Annotated in this window: 23 protein-coding genes and 3 pseudogenes; 15 read left to right on the forward strand and 11 right to left on the reverse strand. The window is 62.9% G+C overall.

The annotated features are described in order from the left end of the window. Positions 1–7: 7 nt before the first annotated feature. A complete protein-coding gene (locus tag N0Q91_RS17380) occupies positions 8–892 on the reverse strand; it encodes an SMP-30/gluconolactonase/LRE family protein (protein WP_275597049.1) in 885 nt (294 codons plus the stop codon). Positions 893–1,050: 158 nt separating this feature from the next. Between N0Q91_RS17380 and N0Q91_RS17385 the strand changes: the two genes are divergently transcribed. Then, the gene (locus tag N0Q91_RS17385) at positions 1,051–1,197 is read left to right on the forward strand and encodes a hypothetical protein (protein WP_157813651.1); all 147 of its coding nucleotides are present in this window, start codon (positions 1,051–1,053) and stop codon (positions 1,195–1,197) included. Positions 1,198–1,202: 5 nt separating this feature from the next. Here N0Q91_RS17385 and N0Q91_RS17390 read toward each other — a convergent pair whose 3' ends face one another. After that, positions 1,203–1,925, reverse strand: coding sequence for a FadR/GntR family transcriptional regulator (locus N0Q91_RS17390; RefSeq protein WP_100669944.1), 723 nt, complete (start codon positions 1,923–1,925; stop codon positions 1,203–1,205). Between the two features lie 77 nt (positions 1,926–2,002). On the opposite strand from N0Q91_RS17390, the gene araD reads away from it, so the two are divergent. From araD to N0Q91_RS17405, 3 genes and pseudogenes are all read left to right on the forward strand, one after another. Then, on the forward strand, positions 2,003–3,727 hold the full coding sequence (gene araD / locus N0Q91_RS17395; RefSeq protein ID WP_275597050.1) for an L-arabinonate dehydratase: 1,725 nt from the start codon (positions 2,003–2,005) through the stop codon (positions 3,725–3,727). A gap of 63 nt (positions 3,728–3,790) precedes the next feature. Continuing rightward, positions 3,791–4,576 carry an NAD-dependent epimerase/dehydratase family protein gene (locus tag N0Q91_RS17400; protein ID WP_275597051.1) on the forward strand — a complete coding sequence of 262 codons (786 nt, stop codon included), beginning with the start codon at positions 3,791–3,793 and terminating at the stop codon, positions 4,574–4,576. Between the two features lie 143 nt (positions 4,577–4,719). Continuing rightward, positions 4,720–7,172: pseudogene (locus N0Q91_RS17405) on the forward strand (phosphoketolase family protein). Positions 7,173–7,300: 128 nt separating this feature from the next. On the opposite strand, the gene purU reads toward N0Q91_RS17405, so the two are convergent. Together purU and N0Q91_RS17415 are read right to left on the reverse strand one after the other, a co-directional pair. Further along, complete coding sequence (purU, locus tag N0Q91_RS17410) at positions 7,301–8,185, reverse strand: formyltetrahydrofolate deformylase (protein ID WP_275598148.1); 885 nt, start codon at positions 8,183–8,185, stop codon at positions 7,301–7,303. A gap of 195 nt (positions 8,186–8,380) precedes the next feature. Next, entirely contained in the window at positions 8,381–9,115 is a 735-nt protein-coding gene (locus N0Q91_RS17415) for a helix-turn-helix domain-containing protein (RefSeq protein WP_275597052.1), read from the reverse strand. A 388-nt stretch (positions 9,116–9,503) separates the two neighbouring features. On the opposite strand from N0Q91_RS17415, the gene N0Q91_RS17420 reads away from it, so the two are divergent. From N0Q91_RS17420 to N0Q91_RS17445, 6 genes and pseudogenes are all read left to right on the forward strand, one after another. After that, positions 9,504–9,821 carry a hypothetical protein gene (locus N0Q91_RS17420; RefSeq protein ID WP_100669949.1) on the forward strand — a complete coding sequence of 106 codons (318 nt, stop codon included), beginning with the start codon at positions 9,504–9,506 and terminating at the stop codon, positions 9,819–9,821. Between the two features lie 8 nt (positions 9,822–9,829). Continuing rightward, complete coding sequence (locus N0Q91_RS17425) at positions 9,830–10,213, forward strand: hypothetical protein (protein ID WP_100669950.1); 384 nt, start codon at positions 9,830–9,832, stop codon at positions 10,211–10,213. Between the two features lie 13 nt (positions 10,214–10,226). Further along, a complete protein-coding gene (locus N0Q91_RS17430) occupies positions 10,227–10,388 on the forward strand; it encodes a hypothetical protein (protein WP_003532521.1) in 162 nt (53 codons plus the stop codon). A gap of 14 nt (positions 10,389–10,402) precedes the next feature. Continuing rightward, positions 10,403–11,800, forward strand: coding sequence for an APC family permease (locus N0Q91_RS17435; protein WP_018099594.1), 1,398 nt, complete (start codon positions 10,403–10,405; stop codon positions 11,798–11,800). A gap of 139 nt (positions 11,801–11,939) precedes the next feature. Beyond that, a pseudogene (locus N0Q91_RS17440) lies at positions 11,940–12,681 on the forward strand (hypothetical protein); the annotation flags it as partial. Positions 12,682–12,708: 27 nt separating this feature from the next. Next, positions 12,709–12,972 (forward strand): hypothetical protein, encoded by a 264-nt coding sequence (locus N0Q91_RS17445; protein WP_100669952.1) that lies wholly within the window; start codon positions 12,709–12,711, stop codon positions 12,970–12,972. Positions 12,973–13,085: 113 nt separating this feature from the next. On the opposite strand, the gene glnT is transcribed toward N0Q91_RS17445, so the two are convergent. The 5 genes from glnT to N0Q91_RS17470 form a co-directional block, all read right to left on the reverse strand. Next, positions 13,086–14,393, reverse strand: coding sequence for a type III glutamate--ammonia ligase (glnT, locus tag N0Q91_RS17450; protein ID WP_018099595.1), 1,308 nt, complete (start codon positions 14,391–14,393; stop codon positions 13,086–13,088). A gap of 81 nt (positions 14,394–14,474) precedes the next feature. After that, positions 14,475–15,803 (reverse strand): FMN-binding glutamate synthase family protein, encoded by a 1,329-nt coding sequence (locus tag N0Q91_RS17455; protein ID WP_018099596.1) that lies wholly within the window; start codon positions 15,801–15,803, stop codon positions 14,475–14,477. A 14-nt stretch (positions 15,804–15,817) separates the two neighbouring features. Beyond that, complete coding sequence (locus N0Q91_RS17460) at positions 15,818–16,504, reverse strand: GltB/FmdC/FwdC-like GXGXG domain-containing protein (protein WP_018099597.1); 687 nt, start codon at positions 16,502–16,504, stop codon at positions 15,818–15,820. A 36-nt stretch (positions 16,505–16,540) separates the two neighbouring features. Next, the gene (locus N0Q91_RS17465) at positions 16,541–17,446 is read right to left on the reverse strand and encodes a class II glutamine amidotransferase (protein ID WP_018099598.1); all 906 of its coding nucleotides are present in this window, start codon (positions 17,444–17,446) and stop codon (positions 16,541–16,543) included. 107 nt (positions 17,447–17,553) lie between these two features. Continuing rightward, complete coding sequence (locus N0Q91_RS17470) at positions 17,554–18,528, reverse strand: GlxA family transcriptional regulator (protein WP_275597054.1); 975 nt, start codon at positions 18,526–18,528, stop codon at positions 17,554–17,556. 93 nt (positions 18,529–18,621) lie between these two features. Here N0Q91_RS17470 and N0Q91_RS17475 point away from each other — a divergent pair, with 93 nt between their 5' ends. The 5 genes and pseudogenes from N0Q91_RS17475 (at position 18,622) to folD (ending at position 24,604) form a co-directional block, all read left to right on the forward strand. Further along, positions 18,622–19,872 carry a sarcosine oxidase subunit beta gene (locus N0Q91_RS17475; RefSeq protein WP_275597055.1) on the forward strand — a complete coding sequence of 417 codons (1,251 nt, stop codon included), beginning with the start codon at positions 18,622–18,624 and terminating at the stop codon, positions 19,870–19,872. Positions 19,873–19,897: 25 nt separating this feature from the next. Next, on the forward strand, positions 19,898–20,176 hold the full coding sequence (locus N0Q91_RS17480; protein ID WP_100669955.1) for a sarcosine oxidase subunit delta family protein: 279 nt from the start codon (positions 19,898–19,900) through the stop codon (positions 20,174–20,176). Further along, complete coding sequence (locus tag N0Q91_RS17485) at positions 20,173–23,136, forward strand: sarcosine oxidase subunit alpha (RefSeq protein ID WP_275597056.1); 2,964 nt, start codon at positions 20,173–20,175, stop codon at positions 23,134–23,136. The genes N0Q91_RS17480 and N0Q91_RS17485 overlap by 4 nt, the downstream gene beginning before the upstream one ends. After that, the gene (locus N0Q91_RS17490) at positions 23,129–23,662 is read left to right on the forward strand and encodes a sarcosine oxidase subunit gamma family protein (RefSeq protein ID WP_275597057.1); all 534 of its coding nucleotides are present in this window, start codon (positions 23,129–23,131) and stop codon (positions 23,660–23,662) included. The genes N0Q91_RS17485 and N0Q91_RS17490 overlap by 8 nt, the downstream gene beginning before the upstream one ends. A 22-nt stretch (positions 23,663–23,684) precedes the next feature. Next, positions 23,685–24,604 (forward strand): annotated as a pseudogene (gene folD, locus N0Q91_RS17495) (bifunctional methylenetetrahydrofolate dehydrogenase/methenyltetrahydrofolate cyclohydrolase FolD). Between the two features lie 112 nt (positions 24,605–24,716). Here folD and N0Q91_RS17500 read toward each other — a convergent pair. Further along, the gene (locus tag N0Q91_RS17500) at positions 24,717–26,267 is read right to left on the reverse strand and encodes an arylsulfatase (RefSeq protein ID WP_375341882.1); all 1,551 of its coding nucleotides are present in this window, start codon (positions 26,265–26,267) and stop codon (positions 24,717–24,719) included. 367 nt (positions 26,268–26,634) lie between these two features. After that, positions 26,635–26,931, reverse strand: coding sequence for a hypothetical protein (locus N0Q91_RS17505; protein ID WP_345774910.1), 297 nt, complete (start codon positions 26,929–26,931; stop codon positions 26,635–26,637). Positions 26,932–26,981: the final 50 nt, after the last annotated feature.

Here is a 26,981-nt window from a genome sequence, read left to right on the forward strand (position 1 = left end):
GCCAGCCTCAAATCCAGCGATCGTCGAAGCGGTGGACGGCCACACCCGCCACGGGGCTTCTTGCGACGAAAATGCCGCCGGAGCGGTTTTTCTCGCCGATGCCCGCGGGCCGCAGCGACGTGACGAGAAGCGTCTTCAGGCCCGCTCCGGCGAAGCAGGGCATGGTCGGCGCCGGCACCGGAAAGCGATGCGTCCCGACAAGGCGACCTTCGGGCGAGAAGCGGTTGACGATGCCCGCCGACACGCCGGCGCTCCAGTAATGGGCTTCCACGTCGGTTGCGGCTCCGTCCGGTCGGCCGCTCGCCTCGTCCAGGCTTGCCAGCCGCCGGCGCCCGGAAAGCGCGCCCGTTGCGGGGTCGAACTGCCAGCGGTCGACCCAGGCGCCGCGCGAATCCGAGTGAAACAGAAGAGCACCGTCGCCGCTCCAGGCAAGGCCGTTGGAGCAGACGATGCCTTCCACCTTGCGTTCCACCGCGCCGTCCGGCGAGACGCGGTAGAGCGACGCGACGGGCCGGCGGTCGGGCACATCGTGCATCGTCCCCACCCAGAAGGCGCCGTCCGGTCCGACCTTGCCGTCGTTGAGGCGCGTATCCGCAACGTCCGGCTCGACCGCGGCGATTTCCCTGGTGATCGCGCCGACATCGGGATCGAACAGAACCACGCGATCGCGCTGCGCCAGCACGAGGCGTCCGGAGCGCGCGAGGCCGGCGCTGCAGGCGCCGCCCTCGACGGTCCATTCGACGTGGCCGGCGCCCGAAAGCTCGACGCGATGAAGGGCGCTGCGGCCGATATCGACGAAGAACAGGCAGTTCCGGCGCTCATCGAAAACCGGGCTTTCGGCGACGTCGCAACGCGAATCCAGAAGACACTCAAATGTTAAATCGAAAGACATGTTTCACACCATGGGCCCGGGCCGCCGCCACAAGATGCGCCCAGAGGCGCTTAAACTCCCATTTTTGAATTCGTTGCCGCAGTTGCCAGCTCTATCATTGCTCTTGCCCTCGCTCAACTTGTAAAATAAAAATACAAGAAACCGGCCGGGAGATCTGCATGAAAACGCCCCTCGTAACCCGCGACCCTGAAGGCCTGCCGCTCGGCGCGGTGCGCCGCGGCAGCGTGTCGCCCGAAGGCGGAAAGCGTGTCCGCAAATGGTCGAGCCGGGCTACCGGCGAGCGCTTGAAGTGGATCGGAGCATGACCGGATCAGAGATCGCCATGGGAGCCGGTGATACGGGCGCGCGATTCCGTCAGATGGTAGCGCATGTAAAGGCGGGCGAGATCCCGGTTCTGGCCCGAAATGGCAGAGTAGATCTTGCGGTGTTCTTCGAGGACACGGCGGCGGCGGTCATCGGAGCCCTGCCGCGTCAGGCCGAGCGCCATGCGCATCGAGCCGCTGAGAATGTCACGCAGCTCTTCCAGAAGGCGTGGAAAAAGTTCGTTGCCCGCAGCTTCCGCTACCGCGTGGTGAAAGGCGAAGTCCTCTTCCCATCCGGTTTCCCCGCGCGCGAAGGCGCCTTCCAGCGCCGCCAGCGCCTCGCCGATCTGGTTGAGCTGAGCCTTGGTCCGGCGCATCGCGGCAAGCCCCGCGCATTCCGTCTCGAGCGCGAGCCGGGGCTCGAAAGCCCTGAGATAGATCGCGATCTCGGCCGAGGCGGCGAGACTGGTGAGCTTGTCGGACGGACGCGATTTCACGAAGGTGCCGATGCCCTGGCGCGAAACCACGAGGCCGTCGGCCTGCAGCCGCATCAGCGCCTCTCGCACGACCGGACGGGAAACCTGAAAGTCGCGGCAGATATGCGCTTCGGACGGCAGCTTGGCCCCCTCGGCCATCTGGCCGCTGGCGATCTGCTCGAGAATCTGCCCGTAGAGAACATCGGCAAGCCGCTCCCGCCGCGCCGGTTTCAGTTTCAACGTTACGTCGTTCAAGGGTCTGCCTTCACCTGTCATTTTTCTGTACAGGCGCAATCTAGCCGACCCACCCGCAAATGCAAAGGAGGCTGCCGATGACCGGGCGCAAGAAGCCGGAGGAATTTCGAAGCTTTCGCTGGTTCGGCGTCAAGGACCTTCGCGCCTTCGGTCACAGATCCCGCCTTTATCAGATGGGCTACGACCATGCGGAACTCGCAAACAAGCCCGTCATCGCGATCATCAATACCTGGAGCGACATCAATCCGTGCCACGCGCATCTGAGGACTCGGGCGGAGGAGGTCAAGCGCGGCGTCTGGCAGGCGGGCGGCTTCCCGATCGAGCTGCCGGCCATGTCGCTGGCAGAGACCTATGTGAAGCCGACGACGATGCTCTACCGCAACTTCCTGGCGATGGAGGTGGAGGAGCTCATCCGCTCGCATCCGGTCGACGGCGTCGTACTGCTTGCCGGCTGCGACAAGACCACGCCGGGAACGATCATGGGAGCGATCCAGGTCGACCTGCCGACGATCTTCGTGCCGGCCGGGCCGATGCTGCGCGGCAATTATCGCGGCCGGATGCTGGGTTCCGGATCGGACGTCTGGAAATACTGGGCGGAAAAGGAAGCCGGCCGCATCACCGAGAACGAATGGAGCGAAATGGAGCGCGGTATCGCCCGCTCCTTCGGCACCTGCATGACGATGGGCACGGCCTCGACCATGACGGCGCTGGCCGACACGCTGGGGCTTTCCCTGCCCGGCGCCTCCGCCATCCCCGCGGCGGATGCCGGCCATGCGCGAATGGCCGCGCTTTCCGGCGCGCGCATCGTCGAGATGGTCTTCGAGGACCTGAAGCCGTCCGACATCATGACGGCGAAGGCATTCGAGAATGCGCTCGCGGTGCACATGGCGATGGCCGGCTCGACCAATGCGATGATCCATCTTATCGCGATCGCGCGGCGCTGCGGCGTTCCTCTGACGCTCGATGATTTCGACCGCGTATCGGCCCAAGTCCCCGTTCTCTGCAACATCCGGCCGACCGGTGAATTCCTGATGGAGGACTTCTACTATGCCGGCGGTCTGATCGCGCTCTGGAAACAATTGAAGCCGCTCCTGCATACCGGAGAACGCAATGTGATCGGCACGATCGGCGGCGCTCTCGACAAGGCCGAAGTCCATCTGCCGGAGGTGATCCGCCCGCTGGACAGGCCGGTGGCCGCGCGCGGCGGCACGGCAATTCTCAAAGGCAACCTCGCGCCGCAGGGCTGCGTGATGAAGCCCGCGGCCGCCGACCCTGCCCTGCTCGAACACCGCGGCCCGGCCCTCGTCTTCGACGATTACGACGCTATGATGAGAGCGGTGAACGACGAGGATCTCGACGTCACAGCCGACACGGTGATGATCCTGCGCAATGCCGGGCCGGTCGGGGGACCGGGCATGCCGGAATGGGGCATGCTGCCGATCCCGAAGAAGCTTTTGAAAGAGGGCGTGCGCGACATGGTGCGCATTTCCGACGCCCGGATGAGCGGCACCAGCTACGGCGCCTGCATCCTCCACGTGGCGCCGGAGGCCTATGTCGGCGGCCCGCTGGCAGCGGTCCGCAACGGCGACATCATCGCGCTCGACGTCGATCGCCGCACGATCACGCTCGAGGTCGACCAGGCCGAGATCGAACGCCGGCTCGCCGAATGGAGGCCGCCGGAGCGCGATTATTCGAGGGGCTATCTGAAGATGCATGCGGAGAATATCCAGCAGGCACCGGAAGGCTGCGACTTCACCTTCCTGCAATCGCCCCATAAGCTGCCCGAACCCGAGATTCATTGATCACCGTGACGACTGGTCATTGGAGCCGAAGTCATCACGATCCGTGCGAAGCAGGTTGTACGCATGACGACGCGACTATTGATAACCGGGGCCGCAGGCGGCCTCGGCCGCTATGCCCGCGAGGGACTGAAGGGCTGCGCCGATGTTCTGCGCCTTTCGGATGTCGCCACGCTTTCTCCCGCCGGAGAAGGCGAGGAAGTCGTGCATTGCGACCTCGCCGAGCGCGAGGCGGTCGACCGACTCGTGCGCGGCTGCGATGCGATCCTGCATCTCGGTGCGATCTCGGTGGAGTCCGACTTCGACGCTCTTCTTCAGGCCAACATCCTCGGCACCTACAATCTCTACGAGGCGGCGCGAAAGGCCGGCGTGAACCGCGTTCTCTTTGCGAGCACCAATCATGTGACCGGCTTCCATCCCGTCGGCGAGACGCTCGACCACCTGTCGCCGCGGCGGCCGGACAGCCTTTACGGCGTGAGCAAGTGCTTCGGCGAGGATCTTTCCCGGCTCTATTTCGACAAATACGGCATGGAAACCGCCTGCCTCAGGATCGGCAGCTGCTTTGCCGAACCCACGAACCGCCGCATGCTCTCCACCTGGCTGAGCCCGCTCGACTTCCTGGCGCTTGTGCGCAGGCTTCTCGATGCCCCGAAAATCGGCCATCTGGTGCTCTACGGCGTCTCCGCCAACCGTGACGTCTGGTGGTCGAACGGGCATGCGGATTTCCTCGGCTGGCGCCCGCAGGAGAGCAGCGAACCTTACCGGCACGCGATTGAAGAGCGTGAGGAGGCGCCTTCGGAGGGCGTGCGCTATCAGGGCGGGCGACATGCGGCGGCGAAGTTGCCGGGTTAAGGCAACGGTCCGCAAGACCACGGTTCTCCATCCCCGCCGCTGCTCGGCATTGCCCTGGCGCGGCACCGCCATAGATTCTGCAGCGGCAGCTTCGGCAGCTCGTTGCGCCGTCGCTATCCGAGCTCTCGCTTCAGGAGGAATACATGACTTCCCCCAGGACGGCAGGTGACGTTTCCGGCCAAAATCCATTATCCGCCAATCCGCTCTCCGCAGATGAACTTCGGCGGATGGACGCCTACTGGCGGGCGTCGAACTATCTCTCCGTCGGCCAGATCTACCTGCTCGACAATCCGCTTCTCAGCGAGCCGCTGAAGCGGGAGCACATCAAACCGCGGCTTCTCGGCCATTGGGGTACGTCGCCGGGCCTGAACATGCTCTATGTCCACCTGAACCGGGTGATCAAGCGTGACGATCTCGAGATGATGTATGTCATCGGGCCCGGGCATGGCGGGCCCTCGCTCGTCGCCCACGCCTATCTGGAGGGCACCTATAGCGAGGTCTATCCGGACATCAGCCAGGACGCCGAGGGCCTGCGGAAGCTGTTCAAGCAGTTCAGCTTCCCCGGCGGCATCCCGAGCCATGTCGCGCCGGAAACGCCTGGCAGCATTCACGAGGGCGGCGAGCTCGGCTACGCGTTGAGCCATGCCTACGGTGCCGCCTTCGACAATCCGGAGCTGATCGTCGCCTGCGTCGTGGGCGACGGGGAAGCCGAAACGGGTCCGCTCGCGACCGGCTGGCACGGCAACAAGTTCCTCAACCCGGCGCGCGACGGGTGCGTCCTGCCCATCCTGCACCTCAACGGATACAAGATCGCCAATCCCTGCTTTCTCGCACGCATACCCAGAGAGGAGCTGCAGAAATTCTTCGAGGGCATGGGCTATGCGCCGCTTTTCGTCGAAGGTCATGACCCCGCAGACGTGCACCAGCAGCTGGCGGGCGCGCTCGATAGCGCGCTTGCCGATATCAGGCGCATTCGGGCCGACGCCCGGGTCAACGGCAATCTGAAACGCCCTGCCTGGCCGATGATCGTCTTCCGCACACCCAAGGGCTGGACCTGCCCGGCCGAGATCGACGGCAAGAAATGCGAGGGTTACTGGCGATCGCATCAGGTGCCGATGGGGGACATGGACAAGCCGGAGCATGTCCGCATCCTCGAAGGCTGGATGAAGAGCTATCGGCCCGAGGAGCTTTTCGACGGTGAAGGGCGGCTGACGGCGGAACTGGCGGAGCTTGCCCCAACGGGCCGCCGCCGGATGAGCGACAATCCGCATGCCAATGGCGGGCTGTTGCTGCGCGACCTGAAGATGCCCGACTTTCGCGATTATGCGGTTTCGGTTCAGAGCCCCGGAACGGCCACGGCCGAGTCGGCCCGCGTGATGGGCAGCTATCTGCGCGACGTGATGAAGCTCAACCTGAAGTCCGGGAACTTCCGCCTGTTCAGTCCGGACGAAAACAACTCGAACCGGTGGCAGGACGTGCTCGAGGTCACGGATCGCTGTTTCATGGCGGACATCTATCCGGAAGACGACCATTTGTCGCCGGACGGGCGGCTGATGGAGGTCCTGAGCGAGCATCAATGCCAGGGCTGGCTCGAAGGCTATCTGCTTACCGGACGCCACGGCTTCTTTTCCTGCTACGAAGCCTTCATTCACATCATCGACTCGATGTTCAACCAGCACGCCAAATGGCTGAAGGTCTGCAACGAAATCCCGTGGCGGCGCCCGATCGCTTCCTTGAACTATTTCCTGAGCTCGCATGTCTGGCGCCAGGACCATAACGGCTTCAGCCATCAAGATCCCGGCTTCATCGACCACGTGGTCAACAAGAAGGCGGACATCATCCGTGTCTATCTGCCGCCGGACGCCAATACGCTGCTGTCGGTGACGGACCATTGCCTGAGGAGCCGCAACTACATCAACGTCGTCGTTGCCGGCAAGCAGCCCTCTCCGCAATGGTTAACCATGGACCAGGCGGTGAAGCATTGCACCGAAGGCCTCGGCATCTGGGAATGGGCAAGCAACGACAAAGGCTGCGAGCCTGACGTGGTCATGGCATGCTGCGGCGATGTTCCGACGCTGGAGACGCTTGCCGCAGTGCAATTGCTGCGCGAGCACCTGCCGGAATTGAAGGTACGGGTGATCAACGTCGTCAATCTGATGAAGCTGCAGCCGTCGGGGAGCACCCGCACGGCCTGCCGGACCGCGACTTCGACGCCCTGTTCACCAAGGACAAACCGATCATCTTCGCCTTCCATGGCTATCCCTGGCTGATCCACCGCCTCACCTATCGCCGCACGAATCATGCCAATCTGCATGTCCGCGGCTACAAGGAAGAGGGGACGACGACGACGCCCTTCGACATGGTGGTGCTCAACCATCTGGACCGGTTCCATCTGGTCGAGGACGTCATCGACCGGCTGCCGCAACTCGGCGCCCGCGCCGCATATTTCAAGCAGGCGATCCACGAGCGGCTGATCGACCACAGGCACCATATCGAAAAATACGGCGAGGACATGCCGTCGATCAGTGGCTGGAAATGGGGCGCCGGCAGCGCCGGGACGGCACAGGGAACATCGACCGAAGGCGACAATGTCTGAGAGACGCACTTCCGCGGCCGGACCTACCATCACGAAAGGCCCGCCGAAGCGGGCCTATTTCCGTGTTTCGATCACGGGTCCGATGCAGAGCGTGCCTCTGATGCGATGGCTCTCGGCCTCTATCGGCCTCAGCCCATCCGTTCCGACGCGTAGGAACCCGGGCTCGGCGGGAAGACGACGACGCGGTTGCCGTTGATGAAGCAGCGGTGGTGGATATGGGCGTGCACGGCGCGGGCCAGCACCTGGCTTTCCACGTCGCGGCCGATCGAGACGTAATCCTCGGCCGACTGGGCATGGGTGATGCGGGCGATATCCTGCTCGATGATCGGACCCTCGTCGAGATCGGCGGTGACGTAATGGGCCGTCGCGCCGATCAGCTTCACGCCGCGCTCATAGGCCTGCTTATAGGGGTTCGCCCCCTTGAACGAGGGCAGGAAGGAGTGGTGGATGTTGATGATCTTCCCCGACATCTTCTTGCAGAGCGCATCGGAAAGCACCTGCATGTAGCGGGCAAGCACGATCAGCTCGGCGCCGGTCTGCTCGACGACGTCCATCAGCTGGGCTTCGGCCTTGGGCTTGTTCTCCTTCGTCACCTTGATGCAGTGGAAGGGGATGTCGTGGTTGACGACCACCTTCTGGTAGTCGAAGTGGTTGGAGACGACCCCGACGATGTCGATCGGCAAGGCGCCGATCTTCCAGCGGTAGAGAAGATCGTTCAGGCAATGGCCGAAGCGCGACACCATGAGCAACACCTTCATGCGCTCGGACTGTTCGTGGAGCGCCGTCTCCATCTCGAACTTCGAGGCAATCGGTTTCAGCCCTTCCTTGAGAGCCGCAAGGCCAACCCGCTCCTCCGAGATGAAGCTGGTGCGCATGAAGAACTTGCCGGTACCCAGATCGTCGAACTGCGAGCTGTCGGCGATATTGCAGCCCTGCTCGGCCAGATAGCCCGATAGCGCCGCAACCACGCCGCGCATCGACTTGCAGGATACGGTCAGAACGAAATTCTGCATCTTCATTTCTCTCCCCTCGCCGTTGGTAGCGCGCACGGGTGTCGATCCATCCCTGTTGCCGACGCCGCAAATTGCTACCAGAGCAGATCGATGGAATCAATCTTCAGGAATATATATTTCTCCTGAGGCAACTTTTGCTTTCGCAGCTTGGCGGGAAATCGCGCGTAGGCGAAAAGGGATGAGCAGAAGCTTTCCTCAGTCCTCTCCGCGGCCGCGCGGATAGGAAATGATCGACAGATACCGGATCGGCAGCGTGGTCAGTTCTTCCGGCCCGTGCGGCGCGTCGGCGTCGAAGAACAGACTATCCCCCGGAGTCATCCGGTAAAGATTGTTGCCATGCCGGTAAACCACCTCGCCTTCCAGCATGTAGAGGAACTCCAGACCATCGTGTTGAAACGTCGGAAAGACGTCCGAGTCTTCGGTCAGCGTGATGAGATAAGGCTCGACGACGACGCCGGAGGTGTTCGATCCGATATGGCCGAGGAGGTTGTACTGGTGGCCGGCGCGGGTGCCGCGCCGCTCGACGTCGACGCCCTCCCCCGCTTTGACGAACACGGCGCTATGCTCCTCCTCGAAACGGCGGAAGAAGGCGGTGATCGGCACGCCGAGTGCCCGGGACAGCGTCTGCAAAGTCGTGAGCGACGGCGATGTGTTGCCATTCTCGATCTTCGACAGCATGCCGACCGAAATATCGGTCGCGGAGGCGACGTCGGCTACTGTAATGCCGAGCTTCTTGCGGAAGGCACGCACCTCATGACCGATCGCGACTTCCAGCACCTTTTCACGAGTATCGCGGATGGCATGCGGATCCTGAGTGAGCGGCGTGACACGCGCCAACTCTGCAGCCGTCTTGCGCACGCCGTCGGCGCCCAGGGACCCCTTGCCGTTCTTCTTCGAGTTCCGATGCTTTTCCGCGTTTTCCCTGCCCATGCCGATCTCGCCTTGTTTTTACTGATAGTAAATATTTCTGGGTCTTCCACAACGCCATAAGCGCGCGGCCGAGGAAGTATTCTGCCCTGAGTAGAAGATCAACTCTCGCTCCAACCTATGCCTGCTCCGGCGATGTGTTGCGCGTAACGGGGCGTGACCGCGAACACGCTGGAATGCGCCCGCGCGTCCATCGGCCCCCCCGCCTCACTGTCGCTCGATCGCCCGGGCCCGGCTCGGTCGGGACGGCGTCACTTGACAGTGGTCTCGCTTTGCCTGACATTCCTGTTAGGCAAATATTTTTCTAAGCAGAAAAAGGCCGGCTCCCGGCACCGAAATTATAAGGAACGAAAAACTACCCGGAGGAAGAACCATTGGAGGAGGAAAGCGAATGGAAGCGACACTAAGCAAGCTTGGCGAAGATGCGAGCTTCAGCCAGCGTATCGATGCAATGCACAGACGTGACCGTGTCTGCCTTACGGCCTTCGTCGTGGTCCTCTGGTGCACCCTGCTCTTCGCGCTGTTTACCGTTTGGCCCTACATCGCAACGCCGGCCATCGCCGTCATCCTGACGGTCGCCTGCGGCCTGGTGCTGCTCTTCAACACAGCGGCCATCATTGCCATGCTGCGCCATTACGAAGAAGACAAGCACTTCATCTACAGCCTCGATCTCAAGCATCTCGACGAGATGCGCCCGCAAAGCCGTTAGGAGGTATCATGGCATACGAACCTCCGAAACAGAGCTTTGCAGGCCAGATCTTCGACGTGATCACGTTGCTGGTGCTGACCATCGGAGCCCTCTACATACCGCTCTATCTTGGCCTTGCGGGCGCGGCCAAGGTGCCCGATCCGATCGCCGATCCGACCTGGGAAGCGCTCGGCCAGAACGCCACCGAGCAGCAGCAGTGGGCCGCGCTCGGCATCACCGATCCGGCGGCCGCCAACGACATCATCACCGCGCGCTTCGACTATAGCTTCAGTTGGGCCTCGCTCGTCGTCATGGCCGTGCTCGTCATCGGTTACTTCGTGATGGTGGTCCGGCTTTCCGACAGGGAGTACCGCGAAGTGATCGAAGAACGCTTCGGCACGAAACGACGCTAGGGAGGCGGCGGCCATGTGGGACATACTCGAATACGCGGCCTGGGCGCTTTCGGCGCTGTTCGGCGTGCTGATGCTCGCCGATCTCGTTCGCATCGACACCACTTACGACAACGAACTGCTGATCTCCTCTCGCGAAGGCGAGATCGAGGCGACGGCAGAGCGCCACGAGATCTGAGGGGAGGACGGCAAATGGACGATACTACATCCGCCGTAGCCGAGCCGGACCGGCTGCGCCTGCTGAGGGTGCTCGGGCCTGCGCACGTCTGGGCACTCGGCGTCGGCATCGTGCTCGTCGGCGAATATATGGGCTGGAATTTCTCGGTGGGCAAAGGCGGCATGATCGCCGGCCTGTTGGCTTGCTGGGTGGCCGGCCTGCTCTACACCTGCGTCGCCATGATCGACTCGGAAGTGACTTCGACGGTCGCCGCGGCCGGCGGCCAGTACGCTCAGGCCAAGCACATCGTCGGCCCTCTGATGGCCTTCAATGTCGGCCTCTTCCTTGTGATGGCCTATACCATGCTCGAAGCCGCCAACGCCATCACCGTCGGCTTCCTGCTCGACACCGTGGCCGGAATGCAGGGCCAGGCCGGGCTCAACCAGCAACCCTTCATCGTTCTCGCCATCATGTTCCTGGCGTGGCTCAACTATCGCGGCGTGCTCGCGACCCTGACCTTCAACCTGGTGATCACCGCCATCGCCTTCCTTGCAATCGTGGCGTTGTTCGTATCGGTGCAGTTCGGCGCCTCGGCGGTGCCGCTCGATTTTTCGGCCATCACCTCCGATCCGCTACCCTATGGCTGGGTGGGCATCGTGGCATCGCTGCATTTCGGGCTCTGGTACTATCTCGGTATCGAGGGTACCTGCCAGGCGGCCGAGGAGGTGCGCTCTCCTGCCCGCTCGCTTCCCTACGGCACGATGGCCGGCATCATGACGCTGCTGATCGCGGCCACCATGACCTGGTATATCTGCTCCGGCCTGATGCCGTGGGAATATCTCGGCCAGGCCGGCACGCCTTTGTTCGACGCCGCCCGCGTCACCGGCAGCACCGGACTGATGGTCCTGCTCTTCGTCGGCACGGCGTTCGCCACGCTCGCCTCCGCCAACGGCTGCATCAATGACGCTTCCCGCGCCTGGTTCTCCATGAGCCGTGACCGTTATCTGCCAAGCTGGTTCGGTGCCGTCCATCCGGTCTACCGCACGCCCTATCGAGCGATCGTATTCCTGGTCCCGATCGCGCTTATCTTCGCACTCGGCGCCCCGCTCGACCAGGTCGTGACCTTCTCGATCCTGTCGGGCCTGCTCGGCTACACCTTCATGACCTTCAACATGGTGATGTTCCGAAACAAGTGGCCGCTTGGCAAGATCAAGCGCGGCTACGTGCACCCGTTTCATCCTTTACCCACGGTCGTGCTGCTCATTCTGTGCTCGACCGCCTATTTCGCCGTGTTCCTGGGCTACGGCACGCAGCTCAGCGCGATGATGTGCTTCTACATCGTGGCTTCGCTGTGGTTTCACTTCCGGCGCTACAAGTTCGTACGCCGCGGCGATCAGTTCACGATGCCGTGGCCAAAGCCACAAGGCTATTGATCGGGTCGGGCCGGCGGCGCCTGCGAGCCGCCGGCCTTCAAGGGGCGCGCACTGCCCGTTCGGCGCGCGCCGCCCGCCCTCACGAAACTGTCCGGAGCGCTTCCCGCGCAGAAGCCGGCGACCAAGCCAGGGCGATCGTATGATCACCACAATTGCCTTCTCTGCCTTCGCAATAGCTTCCGGCGTATGGATGAGCGTTCGCGCGGTCCGCGACCATCGGGCGGCCATTACCGCGCGCCGCGGCCTCCTGGACGACACGGCGCGGCACTTTCCGGGAGCCCGCATAACCCACGGCGCAGATCACTTTCCGATCCTCGCCGGCAGGCTGGACGACGGGCGGCAGGTACGGGTCGAATTCGTCCCCGACACGCTGGTCTGCCGACGATTGCCGCAACTGTGGCTGAAGCTCACCCTGCTCGAAACCAGCCCCTGTGCCAGGCCGAAGATCGGTGCGCTGGCGCGGCCGACCGGCGCCGAATTCTACTCGCTCGTGCACGAGATGCCGCATCTGTTGATCCCACCGCCCAGCGACGCCGCCCTCCTGATGCGCGGCGACGGCAATGCTTCGCGTCGGCAGGTCGAACGCGCCGCAGCCATGTTCGGCAAGCTGTTCGCCGATCCCATGCTCAAGGAGGCCGCGATTACTCCACGCGGCGTGCGGCTGGTCCGCCAGGCGGCTCAGGGGCAACGCGGCGCCCATCTGCTGCTGCGGCAGGCCCAGTTTTCAATCACGGCCATTGCGCCCGAGGTGATACGCCGGACGATCGCCGAAGCAGAGGCCCTGAGCGGCTCGCTGGCGGACGATGAGCCCGCTTATTCGCTGCCGCCGTCGGCGGGAGCGATTCCAGAAGGTATTCAGCGGTTTTCGGACCGGGAGTGCGCAGTTTCAAAGTGCTGAGGAGGCCGCCGTGGCCAAGCCGATCAATCCCTATCTCGTGCTGATATTGGCCACGATGCTGCCCGGGGCCGGCCATGTCGCCCTGCGCGATGCGGCTCGGGGCCTGGCCTTCGCTTTTTTCGTCGTTTTCTTTTCGGTGATCACCTACATGACGACGCCACCGGACCGCTCCTTCATCGGGCGGCATGCAGGCGGCATTTTCGTCTGGGCCCTGTCGATCCCCGACGCCTACCGCCGTGCGCGCATCCGCACGGTGATGGCCCGGAAGAGCTGAAGCGACCTGCAGGTCACGGCCGGGACGTCGGCCGAGGCGTTTCCAAGATCGTTTCACTGTCTTTCAACAACGAAACGATCCGGTTCTTTTAAGCTGACGGACAAGCCCTGGTGCTACACGTCGAGCGTGGTCTGGTGCTCCCATTCGGTGAATTGCGAGCAATAGGTGTTCCACTCGCCCTGTTTCAGCTTCAGATAGGCGGCGGAGAACTCGCGTCCCAGGGCCTCCTGCAGCTCCTCGTCCCGATTGTATTCCCGCAATGCGTCGAGCAGGTTCAGCGGAAGCTTCGGCGCGTCGGTTACCTTATGGCCGTCCTTGTACATGTCGATGTCGTAGTGACGGCCGGGATCGGCCTTGGAGCGAACGCCCGAAAGGCCGGCCGCAATGATGATCGCCTGCAGGAGGTAGGGATTGACGGCGCCGTCCGGAAGGCGCAGCTCGAAACGGCCGGGGCCGGGAACGCGCACCATGTGGGTGCGGTTGTTGCCGGTCCAGGTCACCGAATTGGGCGCCCAGGTTGCTCCGGAGATCGTGCGCGGCGCATTGATCCGCTTGTAGGAGTTGACCGTCGGATTGGTAACCGCGGCGAGCGCGCTTGCATGTTTCATGATGCCGCCCAGGAAGTGGCGTCCCTCGGCTGAAAGGCCGAACTCCGCTTTGCTGTCGGCAAAGGCATTCACTTCGCCTTCCAGGTCCCAGACCGAAATGTGGCAATGGCAACCGTTGCCCGTCAGACCCTTGAACGGCTTCGGCATGAAGGTCGCGCGCAACCCGTGCTTCTCGGCGACCGACTTCACCATGAACTTGAAAAAGGAATGCTTGTCGGCGGTCCGGAGCGCGTCGTCATACTCCCAGTTCATCTCGAACTGGCCGTTCGCATCCTCATGGTCGTTCTGGTAGGGCTTCCATCCGAGTTCCAGCATGTAGTCGCAGATTTCGGCGATCACGTCGTAGCGGCGCATGATCGCCTGCTGGTCATAGCAAGGCTTTTCCGCCGTATCGAACGTGTCGGAAATCTTCGATCCGTCCGGAGAGATCAGGAAGAACTCCGGTTCGACGCCGGTCTTGACGCGAAGACCTTCCTGGGCGGCCTGAGCGACGAGCTTCTTCAGCACCACGCGCGGTGCCTGTTCCACGGGCGCGTCGTCCATGACGCAGTCTGCCGCCACCCAGGCGACATCCTTCTTCCAGGGGAGTTGGATGGCCGCGGACGCATCCGGGAGAGCGAAGAGATCGGGATGTGCAGGCGTGAGATCGAACCAGGTGGCAAAGCCTGCGAAGCCCGCGCCGCCCTTCTGCATGTCGGCGATCGCCTCTGCGGGAACCAGTTTGGCGCGCTGCCCGCCGAAGAGATCGGTGTAGCTGATCATGAAATATTTGACGCCCTTTTCCCGGGCGAATGTGGAGAGATCCAGTGTCACTTTGTTCCCCTTTTGGATTCCGACACTCAATTTCAAACGAAAGGGCCGCACCCTCTCAAGTGCGGCCCTTAACCCTTTCATTCAAAAGGTACCTTTGCCAGGATACCAGCTCGTTCCCGCAAGCGGCACCTGGGCCATGGCTGCGGCTTCCATCGTCAGCGCGCACAGATCCTCCGGCTCGAGATTGTGGAGGTGGTTCTTGCCGCAGGCACGGGCGATGGTCTGTGCTTCGAGCGTCATCACCTTCAGATAGTTGGCCAGCCGCCGGCCGGCGGCGACCGGGTCGAGGCGCTTCATCAGTTCGGGGTCCTGCGTCGTGATGCCGGCGGGGTCCTTGCCCTCGTGCCAGTCGTCATAGGCGCCGGCTGTCGTGCCGAGCTTCTGGTATTCTTCTTCCCAGTGGGGGTCGTTGTCGCCGATGGCGACCAACGCCGCGGTGCCGATGGCCACCGCATCGGCTCCAAGTGCCAGCGCCTTGGCGACGTCCGCGCCGGATCGGATACCCCCGGACACCACGAGCTGTACCTTGCGGTGCATGCCGAGATCCTGGAGCGCCTGGACGGCCGGCCGAATGCAGGCAAGCGTCGGCATGCCGACATTCTCGATGAAGACGTCCTGCGTCGCCGCGGTCCCGCCCTGCATGCCGTCGAGCACGACGACATCCGCACCGGCTTTTACCGCGAGCGCCGTGTCGTAATAGGGCCGCGCACCGCCGACCTTGACGTAGATCGGCTTCTCCCAGTCGGTGATCTCGCGCAATTCGAGAATTTTGATCTCGAGGTCGTCCGGCCCGGTCCAATCGGGATGACGGCAGGCCGAGCGCTGGTCGATGCCCTTCGGCAGGTTGCGCATGTTGGCGACCCTGTCGGAAATCTTCTGGCCGAGCAGCATGCCGCCGCCACCGGGCTTGGCCCCTTGCCCGACCACCACCTCGATCGCATCCGCGCGGCGCAGATCCCTCGGGTTCATGCCGTAACGCGACGGCAGGTACTGATAGACGAGCGTCTGAGAATGACCGCGCTCCTCATCCGTCATACCGCCGTCGCCGGTGGTGGTCGACGTTCCCGAAGCGGTCGCACCGCGTCCGAGTGCTTCCTTGGCGGGGCCGGAAAGCGCTCCGAAGCTCATCCCGGCGATGGTGATCGGAATCTTCAGATGGATCGGCTTCTTCGCGAAGCGCGTTCCCAGGACGACCGAGGTGTCGCATTTCTCGCGATAGCCTTCGAGCGGATAGCGCGAGATCGATGCGCCGAGAAAGAGAAGATCGTCGAAATGCGGAACCTTGCGCTTGGTGCCGGCGCCTCTGATGTCATAAATGCCCGTCGCAGCCGCACGGCGGATTTCCGCAAGCGTATAGTCGTCGAAAGTCGCGGACTTGCGCGGCGGGGTATAGGGGTTGTGATAGCTCATACTGGTCCCTGCCTTTAATACGCGTCTGCGTTGTCGATGTTGAAATTGTAGAGCTTGCGGGCCGAGCCGTAGCGCTTGAACTCTTCCGGACGGACATCCTTGACATCGGCCTTTTCCAGGAGCTCGGCCAGCTTTTGCAGATGCTCCGGACGCATCTCCTTCTCGATGCAATCGGCGCCGAGACTCTTGACCGTGCCGCGTACGAAGAGCTTGGCCTCGTAGAGGCTGTCACCCAAGGCATCGCCCGCGTCGCCGAGCACGACGAGGTGGCCCGACTGGCCCATGAAAGCCGACATATGGCCGATATTTCCATGGACGACGATATCGATGCCTTTCATCGAGATGCCGCAGCGCGACGCCGCGTTGCCCTTTATCACGAGCAGGCCGCCGCGGCCGGTCGCGCCCGCATACTGGCTGGCATCGCCCTCGATGACGACTGTGCCGGACATCATGTTTTCCGCGACACCCGGGCCTGCCGAGCCATGGACCGTGACCGTTCCGCCGTCGTTCATGCCGGCGCAATAGTAGCCGACGGAGCCGTTCACATCGACCACGACGGGACCGTCGATCCCGACGGCGACCGCATGGCTGCCGCGCGGATTGGCGACCTCGAAGGACAGATCGTTCGAGCCCTGCTGAATATTATGGAGGGACCTATTGAGTTCACGCAGCGGCGTGGTGGCGAGATCAATAACAGGCATACTTGAAAAATCCTTGGAAAGGGGCCGAAATACCCGTCAGGCGGCCTTCTGATGGTCCCAGAAGTAAACGGTCGCGGGCTCCGGCTCCCAGATGCGCGCGCTCTCGATATCCGGCAAATTGACCAGCGCCCGGTATTCGGAACCGAATGCGACATAGCGATCCGTTTCAGCCATGACCGCCGGCTTGCACGCGATCGGGTCACGCACGACGCCGAAGCCCGACTTGGTACCGACGACGAAGGTAAAGAAACCGTCGAGGTCGTCGAGCGCGCCGGTCAGGGCCTGTCCGAGATCCTTGCCCTTGGCCATTTCCGCCGTGAGGTACGCGGCAGCGACCTCCGTGTCGTTCTGCGTCTCGAAGGCAATTCCTTCGCGGATCAGTTCCCGGCGCAGATTGTTATGGTTCGACAACGATCCGTTATGCACGAGGCACTGATCCGACCCGGTGGAAAACGGGTGTGCGCCAAGTGTGGTCACGGCCGATTCCGTAGCCATTCGGGTGTGGCCGATGCCATGCGAACCGCCCATCGAGCGCACATCGAACCGTGCGACGACATCCTTCGGCAGGCCGACTTCCTTGTAGATTTCGACACTGTCGCCGGCGCCCATGATGCGTACATCCGGACGGATGGCGGCGAGAACGGCACGGACATCCGCGAGCCTGGCGGCTGCGATCCCAACGACCGCATGGGTGCTCTTGACGGCAACGCGTGCCGGCACGCCTGCTTCGGCGAGATCCCGTTCAAGGTCTGCGAAGTCAATCTCGGGCTTCGCAGACTGGATCGTCACCTTCGCCTTCCCCTCGGTAGCCGAGCCGTAAATGGCCAGCCCGGCCGAGTCCGGACCACGGTCCGTCATGGTGATCAACATGTCCGAAAGAAGCTCGCCAAGCTGCGGCTCGAGCCTGCTGTCTTTCAGAAACAAACCAACAATGCCGCACATTCGCGTAGTCCCTCCATTCGTGCATGGAACGATGCTAGCACGCAGTCGCGGGACCATCAACTGTGGAGAATATTTTTTTCTTACTAGGCAATATCAGAAGCGTCAGCTCATGAACCGTTGCGGCGGCGCAGGCTTCCCGGAGTCTCCGAAAACAGGCGTTTGAACGCATTCGAAAAATGTGCGGGGCTCGAAAAGCCCGTGGCGTAGGCGATCTCCGGGATAGAGAGCGGGCTCTGCTGCAGGAGCCGGCGGGCGTGCCGCAGCCGGATCTCCCGGTAGGTGTCGAGAAAGCCGGCACCGCGATGCTCCCTGAAAAGCCGGTCGAGATGCCGCGGGCTCACCCCGGCCAGACGCGCCATGGCAGTCCGGTCGAGCGGCCGTTCGATCGCCGTTTCCATCTTCTCGAGAACCGCAAGCAGGGCGGGATGATTGGTACCGAACCGCTCTGCGGCCGAACCGCGCTGCGGCGCCGCCGGCTCGGCGACGGCCGCGTGCAGATACCAGTCGCTGACCCGGCGGGCAAAGTCGGTTCCTAGGCGTTCGGCGATCATCGCATGCATCATGTCGAGCGGCGCCACCCCGCCTCCGCAGGTGGCAATTCCGCCGTCCAGCACGAAGCGCGCATGTCTCGGGTTGAGATGGGGAAATGCTTCCTTCAGTGCAGGCGCGTGCTCCCAGTGAATGGTGAAGTCACGGTTGTCGAGCAGTCCCGCGGCGGCAAGCACGAAGGCTCCGCTCGATATGCCGCCGACGCGAATACCGAGGCGCGAGAGCCGCCGGAGCGTCGTGTGGGACGCAGCCGTATCCGCCCAGTCGGTTGGCTCTCCGCCCGCGCAAACGAAGACGGTATGGCAGGCTTCCGCTTCACTCTCCAGATCCGCACAGCCGACCGACAGCCCGGAGGATGAAGAGACGGTCCCTCCTCCCTGCGCAAGCGGGACGACCTGGTAGAGCGGCCGGCCGGCGAGGAGATTGGCCGCACGCAGGGGCTCCGTCGCCGATGCGTAGCTCATCAGGGCAAAATTGCGCACCAGCAAAAATCCGATCCTCTGCACGTTCTTGCTGTCGGAAGATGCTGTCATGACCGATTCCTACATCGAAAAGTCCTAAAATTGCAAGTCTCCGGAGGATTCGGATGTTAACCTGCCCCTCGGTTTACTTATGGGGCGGCATCCATGCGCTACTCTGCACTTTCCATCCTCCTGAACGGCCTGCGCGGCAACCGGAACTGGACGCCGGCATGGCGCCAGCCCGACCCGAAGCCCCATTACGACGTGATCATCGTCGGCGGCGGTGGCCATGGCCTGGCGACGGCCTACTATCTCGCAAAGGAGTTCGGCATCGCCAATGTCGCGGTGCTGGAAAAGAACTATATCGGTTCGGGCAATGTCGGCCGCAACACGACCATCATCCGCTCGAACTACCTGCTCCCCGGCAACAATCCGTTCTACGAGCTCTCCATGAAGCTCTGGGAGGGGCTGGAGCAGGATTTCAACTTCAACGCCATGGTCTCGCAGCGGGGCGTTCTCAACCTCTTCCATTCCGACGCTCAGCGCGACGCCTATACGCGGCGCGGCAATGCGATGCGGTTGCACGGGGTGGACGCCGACCTTCTCGACCGGGCGGCCGTGCGCAAGATGCTGCCCTTCCTCGATTTCGACAATGCCCGCTTCCCCATTCAGGGCGGGCTCCTGCAGCGCCGCGGCGGCACCGTGCGTCACGATGCCGTCGCCTGGGGCTATGCCCGCGGCGCAGACAGCCGCGGGGTCGACATCATCCAGAATTGCGAAGTGACCGGGATCAGGCGGGAAAACGGGCGCGTCATCGGCGTCGAGACCAACCGCGGCTTCGTCGGTTGTGGGAAGCTGGCGCTGGCGGCGGCCGGCAATTCCTCGCAGGTCGCCGAAATGGCCGGATTGCGCCTGCCGTTGGAGAGCCACGTGCTCCAGGCCTTCGTATCGGAAGGCCTGAAGCCGTTCATCGACGGCGTGGTCACGTTCGGCGCCGGGCATTTCTACGTCTCGCAATCGGACAAGGGCGGCCTGGTCTTCGGTGGCGATATCGACGGCTACAATTCCTATGCCCAGCGCGGCAACCTCGCGACCGTGGAACACGTGGCGGAAGCCGGCAAGGCGATGATCCCGGCCTTGTCCCGTGTGCGCGTGCTGCGTTCCTGGGGCGGCATCATGGATATGAGCATGGACGGCTCGCCGATCATCGACCGCACCCCGATAGACAATCTCTACCTGAATGCCGGCTGGTGCTATGGAGGGTTCAAGGCCACTCCCGCCTCGGGATTCTGCTTCGCCCACCTTCTCGCCCGGGGCGCGCCACAGAAGACCGCCGCAGCTTTTCGTCTCGACCGTTTCGAGCGCGGCTTCCTCATCGACGAAAAGGGACAGGGCGCTCAGCCCAACCTTCACTGATTTCGCGCACCAAGGAACATCCGAAATGGCAAGCCTCGTGCCCTGCCCGAATTGCGGGCGAAGACCCAAGGAAGAATTCACCATCAAGGGCGCGGCCCTGTCGCGACCGGCGGCTGACGCGGAACCGGCCGATTGGTTCGACTACGTCTATCTGCGCGACAACCCGCGCGGCGCCTACGAGGAATACTGGCACCACACGTCCGGGTGCCGCCGCTGGCTCGTCGTTGCCCGGGACACCGTGACGCATGAGATTGCGGCGTGCGACCATGCGGCCGACCGCTCTCGATCGGAGGCGCGCAAATGAGCTCCTACCGTTTGCCGAAACGCGGTCTCGTCGACCGCAACGCCCCGCTCTCCTTTACCTTCGACGGTCGCCCCCTGCAGGGCCTCGAAGGCGACACGCTCGCTTCGGCATTGCTTGCGAACGGGCGGATGCTCGTCGGCCGCAGCTTCAAATACCACCGGCCCCGCGGGATCCTGACGGCGGGGGCCGCCGAACCGAACGCGCTGGTCACGGTTGGCCGCGGCGGCCGCGCCGAGCCGAACACGCGCGCCACCATGCAGGAGCTCTACGAGGGCCTCGAGGCGCGGAGCCAGAACCGCTGGCCCTCGCTCGACTTCGATATCGGTGCGCTGAACGGTCTACTTTCACCCTTCCTCGGCGCCGGCTTCTACTACAAGACTTTCATGTGGCCGGCGCCGCTCTGGGAGAAGCTCTACGAACCGGTCATCCGCAAGGCTGCCGGCCTCGGCAAGGCAAGCTACGAAGCGGATCCCGACGCCTATGAGAAGAGCTGGGCGCATTGCGACCTGCTGGTCATCGGCGCCGGCCCGACGGGGCTGGCCGCTGCACTTATCGCCGGCCGCGCCGGCGCACGGATCATTCTCGTCGACGAGGGCTCGCTGCCCGGCGGCTCGCTCCTGTCCGATACAGCGACGATCGGCGGCAAGGCGGCGGCTGATTTCGCCCGCGACGCAAGCGACGAATTGCGGTCGATGCCGAATGTCCGGGTCCTGATGCGGACGACCGCCTTCGGCTGGTATGACGGCAACGTCTTCGGCGCGGTCGAGCGCGTGCAGAAGCATGTGCGGGAGCCCGCCAGCCATCTGCCCGTCGAGAGGCTGTGGCGGATCGTTGCCGGAAAGGCCCTGCTTGCGACAGGTGCCGAAGAGCGCCCGCTCGTCTTCGGCGGCAACGATCGGCCGGGCGTGATGATGGCAGGCGCGATGCGCGCCTATCTCAACCGCTACGGCGTCGCCCCGGGCCGGGCGACCGCCATCTTCACCACCAACGACAGCGGCTATGCGCTCGCGCAGGACCTCGAAGCCGCAGGCGTCGACGTTGTCGCCATCGTCGACAGCCGCCCTGCGGCCGGCGTCGGCTATCGCGGCAAAGCGCGCCTCGTCCGGGAAGCGGTCGTGTGCGGCACCAAGGGCGGCAAGGCGATCTCGGCGATCGAAGTTCATCACGGCGGTCGAACGGAAACGATCGCGGTCGATGCGCTCGCCATGGCGGGCGGCTTCGACCCGGTCATCCACCTTGCCTGCCACCGAGGCGGCAAGCCCGTCTGGTCTGCGGAAAAGGCGGCGTTTCTCGCGCCCGGGAGCTTGAAGGGGCTCGAGGCTGCAGGCGGTGCCGCAGCGACGACGGGCCTCGCTGCCTGCCTCGGGGAAGGCGCCGCACGAGCTGAAGCCATCGTCAAGGAGTTCGGTCTGCCCTGCCCGCCGGTCGCCCTTCCCAAGGTCGAGGGCGACGAAGGCAGACATTCCCCTACCCCGCTGTGGTCGATCCCCGGGGTCAAGGACAAGGCCTTCGTCGACTTCCAGAACGACGTGCATCTCAGGGATATCGGTCTGGCCGTCCGCGAAGGCTACAGCCATGTCGAGCTTGCCAAGCGCTACACCACCACCGGCATGGCCACGGACCAGGGCAAGCTCTCGAACGTCAATGCGATCGGGTTGATCGCCAAGGCACGCGGCGTCTCGCCCGCCGAGGTCGGGACGACGACCTTCCGCCCTTTCTACACGCCGGTATCCTTCGGTGCGCTGACCGGCGCGCATACGGGCCATCATTTCCAGCCGGTCCGCAAGTCGCCGCTTCATGACTGGGCAAAGAAACACGGTGCCGTCTTCGTCGAGACGGGTCTCTGGTATCGATCCTCCTGGTTCCCGCTGAACGGTGAGCGGACCTGGCGGGAGAGCGTCGAGCGAGAGGTCCTGAACGTACGGAAGAATGCCGGACTCTGTGACGTCTCGATGCTCGGCAAGATCGAGATAACGGGAAGCGACGCCGCCGAATTTCTCAATCGCGTATACTGCAACGCCTTCCTCAAACTGCCCGTCGGAAAGGCGCGTTACGGGCTCATGCTGCGCGAGGACGGCTTCGTCTACGACGACGGCACGACGAGCCGACTCGAGGAGAACCGCTTTTTCATGACGACCACCACCGCCTATGCGGCCGGCGTCATGAACCACCTCGAATTCTGTGCGCAGGTGCTCTGGCCGGAACTGGACGTGCGTCTTGCCTCCATCACCGACCACTGGGCGCAAATGGCGATTGCCGGTCCGAAAGCACGCATGATCCTGCAGAAGATCGTCGACGAGGATATATCCGACGCGGCGTTCCCGTATCTTGCAGCGAAGGAGGTTTCGCTGTTTGGCGGCGCCCTTCACGGCTGCCTCTTTCGGATTTCCTTCTCCGGCGAGCTCGCCTACGAACTTGCGGTTCCGGCCGGTTACGGGGAAAGCGTCGCCGATGCACTCCTGGAAGCGGGGAAGGATCACGGCATCATGCCTTACGGCGTCGAGACGCTCAGCGTTCTGCGCATCGAGAAGGGCCATGTGACGCACAACGAGATCAACGGGACCGTCGTGCCGGCCGATCTGGGCTTCGGGAAGATGGTTTCGGCCAGCAAACCGGATTTCGTCGGCAAGGCGATGCTTCAGCGGGAGGGGCTGACTGCGCCCGACCGGCCGCAGCTGGTGGGCCTCGTGCCGCTCGATCCGCAGCAGTCGTTCCGCAGCGGCTCGCACATTCTCGCCAAGGGGGCGGCTGCCACCCTCGAAAACGACGAGGGCTATGTCACCTCGAGCGCCTATTCTCCGCATGTCGGATCCACCATCGCGCTGGCGCTCGTCAAGAACGGCCGCAACCGTCACGGCGAAGAGGTGCTGGTCTGGAGCGGCCTCCACGGACAATCCACGCCTGCACGCCTCTGCAATCCGGTTTTCTTCGACCCTCAGAACGAGAGGCTCCATGTCTGAATTCCGTCCAACCCTTCGCCCGGCGCTCGGCAGCAAGCAGACGGTCGCTTTCGCCGATTTCAGGCTCTCGCCACTTCCGGAAGGCACGATCATCCATGTTCTCGCCCGGCCGGGTCAGGAGGACATCGTGCCCTTTCTCGGCAGGTTCACCGACGCGGCTCCGCACGCTTTGCGCCCGGTTTCGCCCGACCAATGGTTCATCATCAGCGACGCACCTATCCCGCATCAGGAAATGAAGAGCCTCTTTGCCGCCCTCGAACCGCGCGCCACCGGTGTCGATCAGAGCCACGGCCGCGTCCGTATCCGGATCGAGGGAAAGATGGCGCATCGCGCGCTTTCGAAAGGCACGGCGCTCGACCTCGATCCGTCCGCGTTCCCGATCGGGCAGTGCGTGGTGACGCTGATCGGCCATATCGCGGCCCATGTCACCCGCGTCGGAGCGGAAACCTTCGAGATCATCGTGCTGCGCGGCTTTGCAGAGAGTCTTTGGGACGACCTTGCCCGAATGGGCCTGGAATTTGGCTGAACCCCACTGTCGGATAGCGAACATGACGACGATCATCGACGGCAAGGCCGTAGCGGCTTCCATCAACGGCGCGATAAAAGACGCAAATGCCGAGCTGCAGCAGCAGACGGGCAAGAAAACCGGACTTGCCGTCATTATCGTCGGCGACGATCCCGCAAGTCATGCCTATGTCGGCGCAAAAAGCCGCATCGCCAAGGCGTGCGGCTTCTTTTCGGTCCAGCATACGCTGCCGAAGGAAACGACGCAGCAGGAGCTTGCGGACCTGGTGCATCAACTGAACGGCGATGACTGCATCCATGGCATTCTCGTGCAACTGCCCTTGCCGGAACATCTGGACGCAGATGCCATCATTCAGTCGATCCGGCCCGAAAAGGACGTCGACGGCCTGCATGTCGCCAATGCCGGAAAGCTCGCAACCGGCGATCTGGAGAACGGCTTGATCTCCTGCACCCCGGCAGGCGCGATGGTCTTTGTGCGCCGCGTACACGGTCGCGATCTTTCCGGCCTGAATGCGCTGGTCATCGGTCGTTCGAATCTCTTCGGCAAGCCGATGGCACAGCTGCTGCTGAATGCCAATGCGACCGTGACGATCGCCCATTCCCGCACCACCGATCTGGCTTCGATCTGCCGCAACGCCGATATCGTGATCGCTGCGGTCGGCCGGCCCGAGATGGTCAAAGCGGACTGGTTGAAGCCGGGCGCCACCGTCATCGATGTCGGGATCAATCGTGTTCCCGCACCTGAGAAGGGGAGAACAGGACGAGGCTGGTCGGCGACGTCGCCTTCGCGGAGTGCGCACCTTTTGCATCGGCTATTACGCCGGTCCCCGGCGGCGTCGGGCCGATGACCATCGCCATGTTGATGGCCAACAGCGTGATTGCAGCTCACAGAGCGTCCGGCCTGAAGGTGTCCGACCAGCTCTCGAAGCTGATATCCGGCTGAGCCCGCGCCCAGTACCGTCGATCAATACGGTCCCACCGAGCGGTGTAAATCCTTCGATGAATAGTCCAGCGACGGTCCGCCAAAGGGATCGGACCGTCGCTGGCTCATTTAGCTATTTGCCTCCGCCGGCTGAGCGCAAAGCAGCTTCGATCTTGCTCAGATTGAACGAACCAGGCGATTGGCTGGGAGGATAATCCTTCATCGTCTGCAGGAACTTCGCTGCCATGCCTTGGATCGGCACGATGACGAAGACGCGCTCCAGGAACCAATCATTGTAGGTGTTCGAATTGTGCTGCGCTTTCTCGAAGGGATCACGGCGCAGGTGAAAGAGCAGCGGCACACGCAGCTCGGTGAAGGGTTCGCGCCAGACACCGAAGGCTTCGCCCCGATTTTCCAGGAAGACAACTTTCCAATCGTCGTAACGCGCCGCCACGACCTGACCATCGTCGTTCACGTACCAGAACTCACGACGCGGTGACTCGTTGACCTTGCCTTCCAGATAATCGAGCTGGTTGTGGCCGTCGATGTAGTTGCGGTAATGACGGCCGTTCAGATCGACCCCGTCAAGAAGTTTTTCCTTGATGTCCGGTGCCCCCGCGATGGCGGCGAAGGTCGGCAGCCAATCCTCGTGCGAGACGATACCGTTCAACGTCTTTCCGGCCGGGAAGCGACCGGGCCAGCGCACAAAGGTCGGAACGCGATAGGCTCCTTCCCAGTTCGAGTTCTTCTCGCTTCTGAAGGGCGTCGTGGCGGCATCCGGCCATGTATTGTAGTGAGGCCCATTGTCGGTGGAGTACATGACGACGGTGTTTTCGGCGATGCCGAGATCGTCCAGAAGCTGCAGCAGTTCGCCGACCTGCATGTCATGCTCGACCATCCCGTCATGGTACTCGTCGCCGCTCGGTCCCGATATCCCGGTATTGGACTCTTTCACATGCGTACGAAAATGCATCCGCGTGGCGTTCCACCAGACGAAGAACGGCTTCTGCGCCTCATGCTGACGTGAGATGAAATCCCGGGCCGCAGCGAGGGTTTCGGCATCGACCGTTTCCATCCGCTTTCTCGTCAGCGGCCCGGTGTCCTCGATCTTTCCGTCCGCGCTGGCCTTGATGACGCCGCGCGGGCCGAAATTCTTTCGAAAGTCCGTGCTTTTCGGATAGTCGCGGTTCTCAGGCTCTTCCTCGGCGTTCAGGTGGTACAGATTGCCGAAGAACTCATCGAAACCGTGGTTGGTCGGGAGGTGTTCGTCGCGGTCGCCCTGGTGGTTCTTGCCGAATTGACCCGTGGCATATCCTTGGCTTTTCAGGACGGTGGCCATCGTCACGTCGCTCTCTTGCCAGCCTTCCTTCGCACCCGGTAGACCCACCTTCGTCATGCCGGTGCGAACGGGGACGTTGCCGCCGATAAAGGCGGCCCGACCCGCTGTGCAGCTTTGCTGACCGTAGTAATCCGTGAACGACAAGCCTTCCTGGGCAATCCGGTCGATGTTCGGGGTCCTGTAACCCATCATGCCACGATTGTTGTGGCTGATATTCCAGGTACCGATGTCATCTCCCCAGATGACGAGAATGTTGGGCTGTTTCCCGCCGGAAGCTGCCGGCTGTTGCTGAGCCTTTGCAGTGCCAACGCCCGTGACACCGCTTGCGGCAGCTGCAGCAAGCATCGTGCCGCCGAGCAGGAGGCTTCGACGATCTAAAGACAAGGAATCCTGCACTTTCTCGCGCTTTTCGGCATCTGGAGGGCTCATGCTTTGCTCCTGAATAGATAAATAGGTGTTTTCCGATGCGCGGCTTGCATCCCTGCACATCAAGGCGTGGCCTTGCCGTGACAGCTTCCTGGAGCTGGAAACCGTTCCCAAGCTCGAGTGCCGGCACACGTAAGCCGGCCAGATTATCGGTCGGACGTACGGGCATGAGAAGTTGGACCAAGGGGCAATGCGACGGCGAGAGCCCGCCCGAGTAGACCTCCGGGCGTTACGGCGTGAGGAAAATGGTTTCCACCGGCGCACGCGACGTGAGAAAGGAAATTCTCTAGAGATACATGCCCAGGCAGAGAATCGAAACGGCCAGCATCGACAACCGTCGACTCTTCACGCGAAACATGGGGGCGATTGCGAGGGCTGCGAGAGAGACGACCGCTGCGGCAAGAACGCTTCCGGCAGAGAGATACAGACCCAATGCTCCGACGAAAACCGCGGCTCCGACAGTCGTCTCGGCCGCGGATTCCCAGTTAAGGGATCCAGTGCGAAAAGCGGAAAGAAACGCAGGGCCGCTCAAGCCTAGAGCGAGCCAAATCAGCACAGAAGAGGAGAAGCCGAAGAAATCCAAGTTGCACCCGTACCCGACTGTGGTCGTGTTAGGGCAGCAATTTACGTGCC

The sequence above is a fragment of the Sinorhizobium prairiense genome (assembly GCF_029201645.2).
GTDB lineage: Bacteria > Pseudomonadota > Alphaproteobacteria > Rhizobiales > Rhizobiaceae > Sinorhizobium > Sinorhizobium meliloti_A.

Coding starts and splice junctions, on each gene's coding strand:
- N0Q91_RS17475 (WP_275597055.1), top strand. CDS start 18,622: ATGCGCTACTCTGCACTTTCCATCCTCCTGAACGGCCTGCGCGGCAAC.
- N0Q91_RS17500 (WP_375341882.1), bottom strand. CDS start 26,267: ATGCTTGCTGCAGCTGCCGCAAGCGGTGTCACGGGCGTTGGCACTGCA.
- N0Q91_RS17420 (WP_100669949.1), top strand. CDS start 9,504: ATGGAAGCGACACTAAGCAAGCTTGGCGAAGATGCGAGCTTCAGCCAG.
- purU (WP_275598148.1), bottom strand. CDS start 8,185: ATGCAGAATTTCGTTCTGACCGTATCCTGCAAGTCGATGCGCGGCGTG.
- N0Q91_RS17425 (WP_100669950.1), top strand. CDS start 9,830: ATGGCATACGAACCTCCGAAACAGAGCTTTGCAGGCCAGATCTTCGAC.
- N0Q91_RS17385 (WP_157813651.1), top strand. CDS start 1,051: ATGAAAACGCCCCTCGTAACCCGCGACCCTGAAGGCCTGCCGCTCGGC.
- N0Q91_RS17455 (WP_018099596.1), bottom strand. CDS start 15,803: ATGAGCTATCACAACCCCTATACCCCGCCGCGCAAGTCCGCGACTTTC.
- N0Q91_RS17480 (WP_100669955.1), top strand. CDS start 19,898: ATGGCAAGCCTCGTGCCCTGCCCGAATTGCGGGCGAAGACCCAAGGAA.
- N0Q91_RS17400 (WP_275597051.1), top strand. CDS start 3,791: ATGACGACGCGACTATTGATAACCGGGGCCGCAGGCGGCCTCGGCCGC.
- N0Q91_RS17460 (WP_018099597.1), bottom strand. CDS start 16,504: ATGCCTGTTATTGATCTCGCCACCACGCCGCTGCGTGAACTCAATAGG.
- N0Q91_RS17415 (WP_275597052.1), bottom strand. CDS start 9,115: ATGGGCAGGGAAAACGCGGAAAAGCATCGGAACTCGAAGAAGAACGGC.
- N0Q91_RS17435 (WP_018099594.1), top strand. CDS start 10,403: ATGGACGATACTACATCCGCCGTAGCCGAGCCGGACCGGCTGCGCCTG.
- N0Q91_RS17465 (WP_018099598.1), bottom strand. CDS start 17,446: ATGTGCGGCATTGTTGGTTTGTTTCTGAAAGACAGCAGGCTCGAGCCG.
- araD (WP_275597050.1), top strand. CDS start 2,003: ATGACCGGGCGCAAGAAGCCGGAGGAATTTCGAAGCTTTCGCTGGTTC.
- N0Q91_RS17485 (WP_275597056.1), top strand. CDS start 20,173: ATGAGCTCCTACCGTTTGCCGAAACGCGGTCTCGTCGACCGCAACGCC.
- N0Q91_RS17490 (WP_275597057.1), top strand. CDS start 23,129: ATGTCTGAATTCCGTCCAACCCTTCGCCCGGCGCTCGGCAGCAAGCAG.
- N0Q91_RS17470 (WP_275597054.1), bottom strand. CDS start 18,528: ATGACAGCATCTTCCGACAGCAAGAACGTGCAGAGGATCGGATTTTTG.
- N0Q91_RS17380 (WP_275597049.1), bottom strand. CDS start 892: ATGTCTTTCGATTTAACATTTGAGTGTCTTCTGGATTCGCGTTGCGAC.
- N0Q91_RS17430 (WP_003532521.1), top strand. CDS start 10,227: ATGTGGGACATACTCGAATACGCGGCCTGGGCGCTTTCGGCGCTGTTC.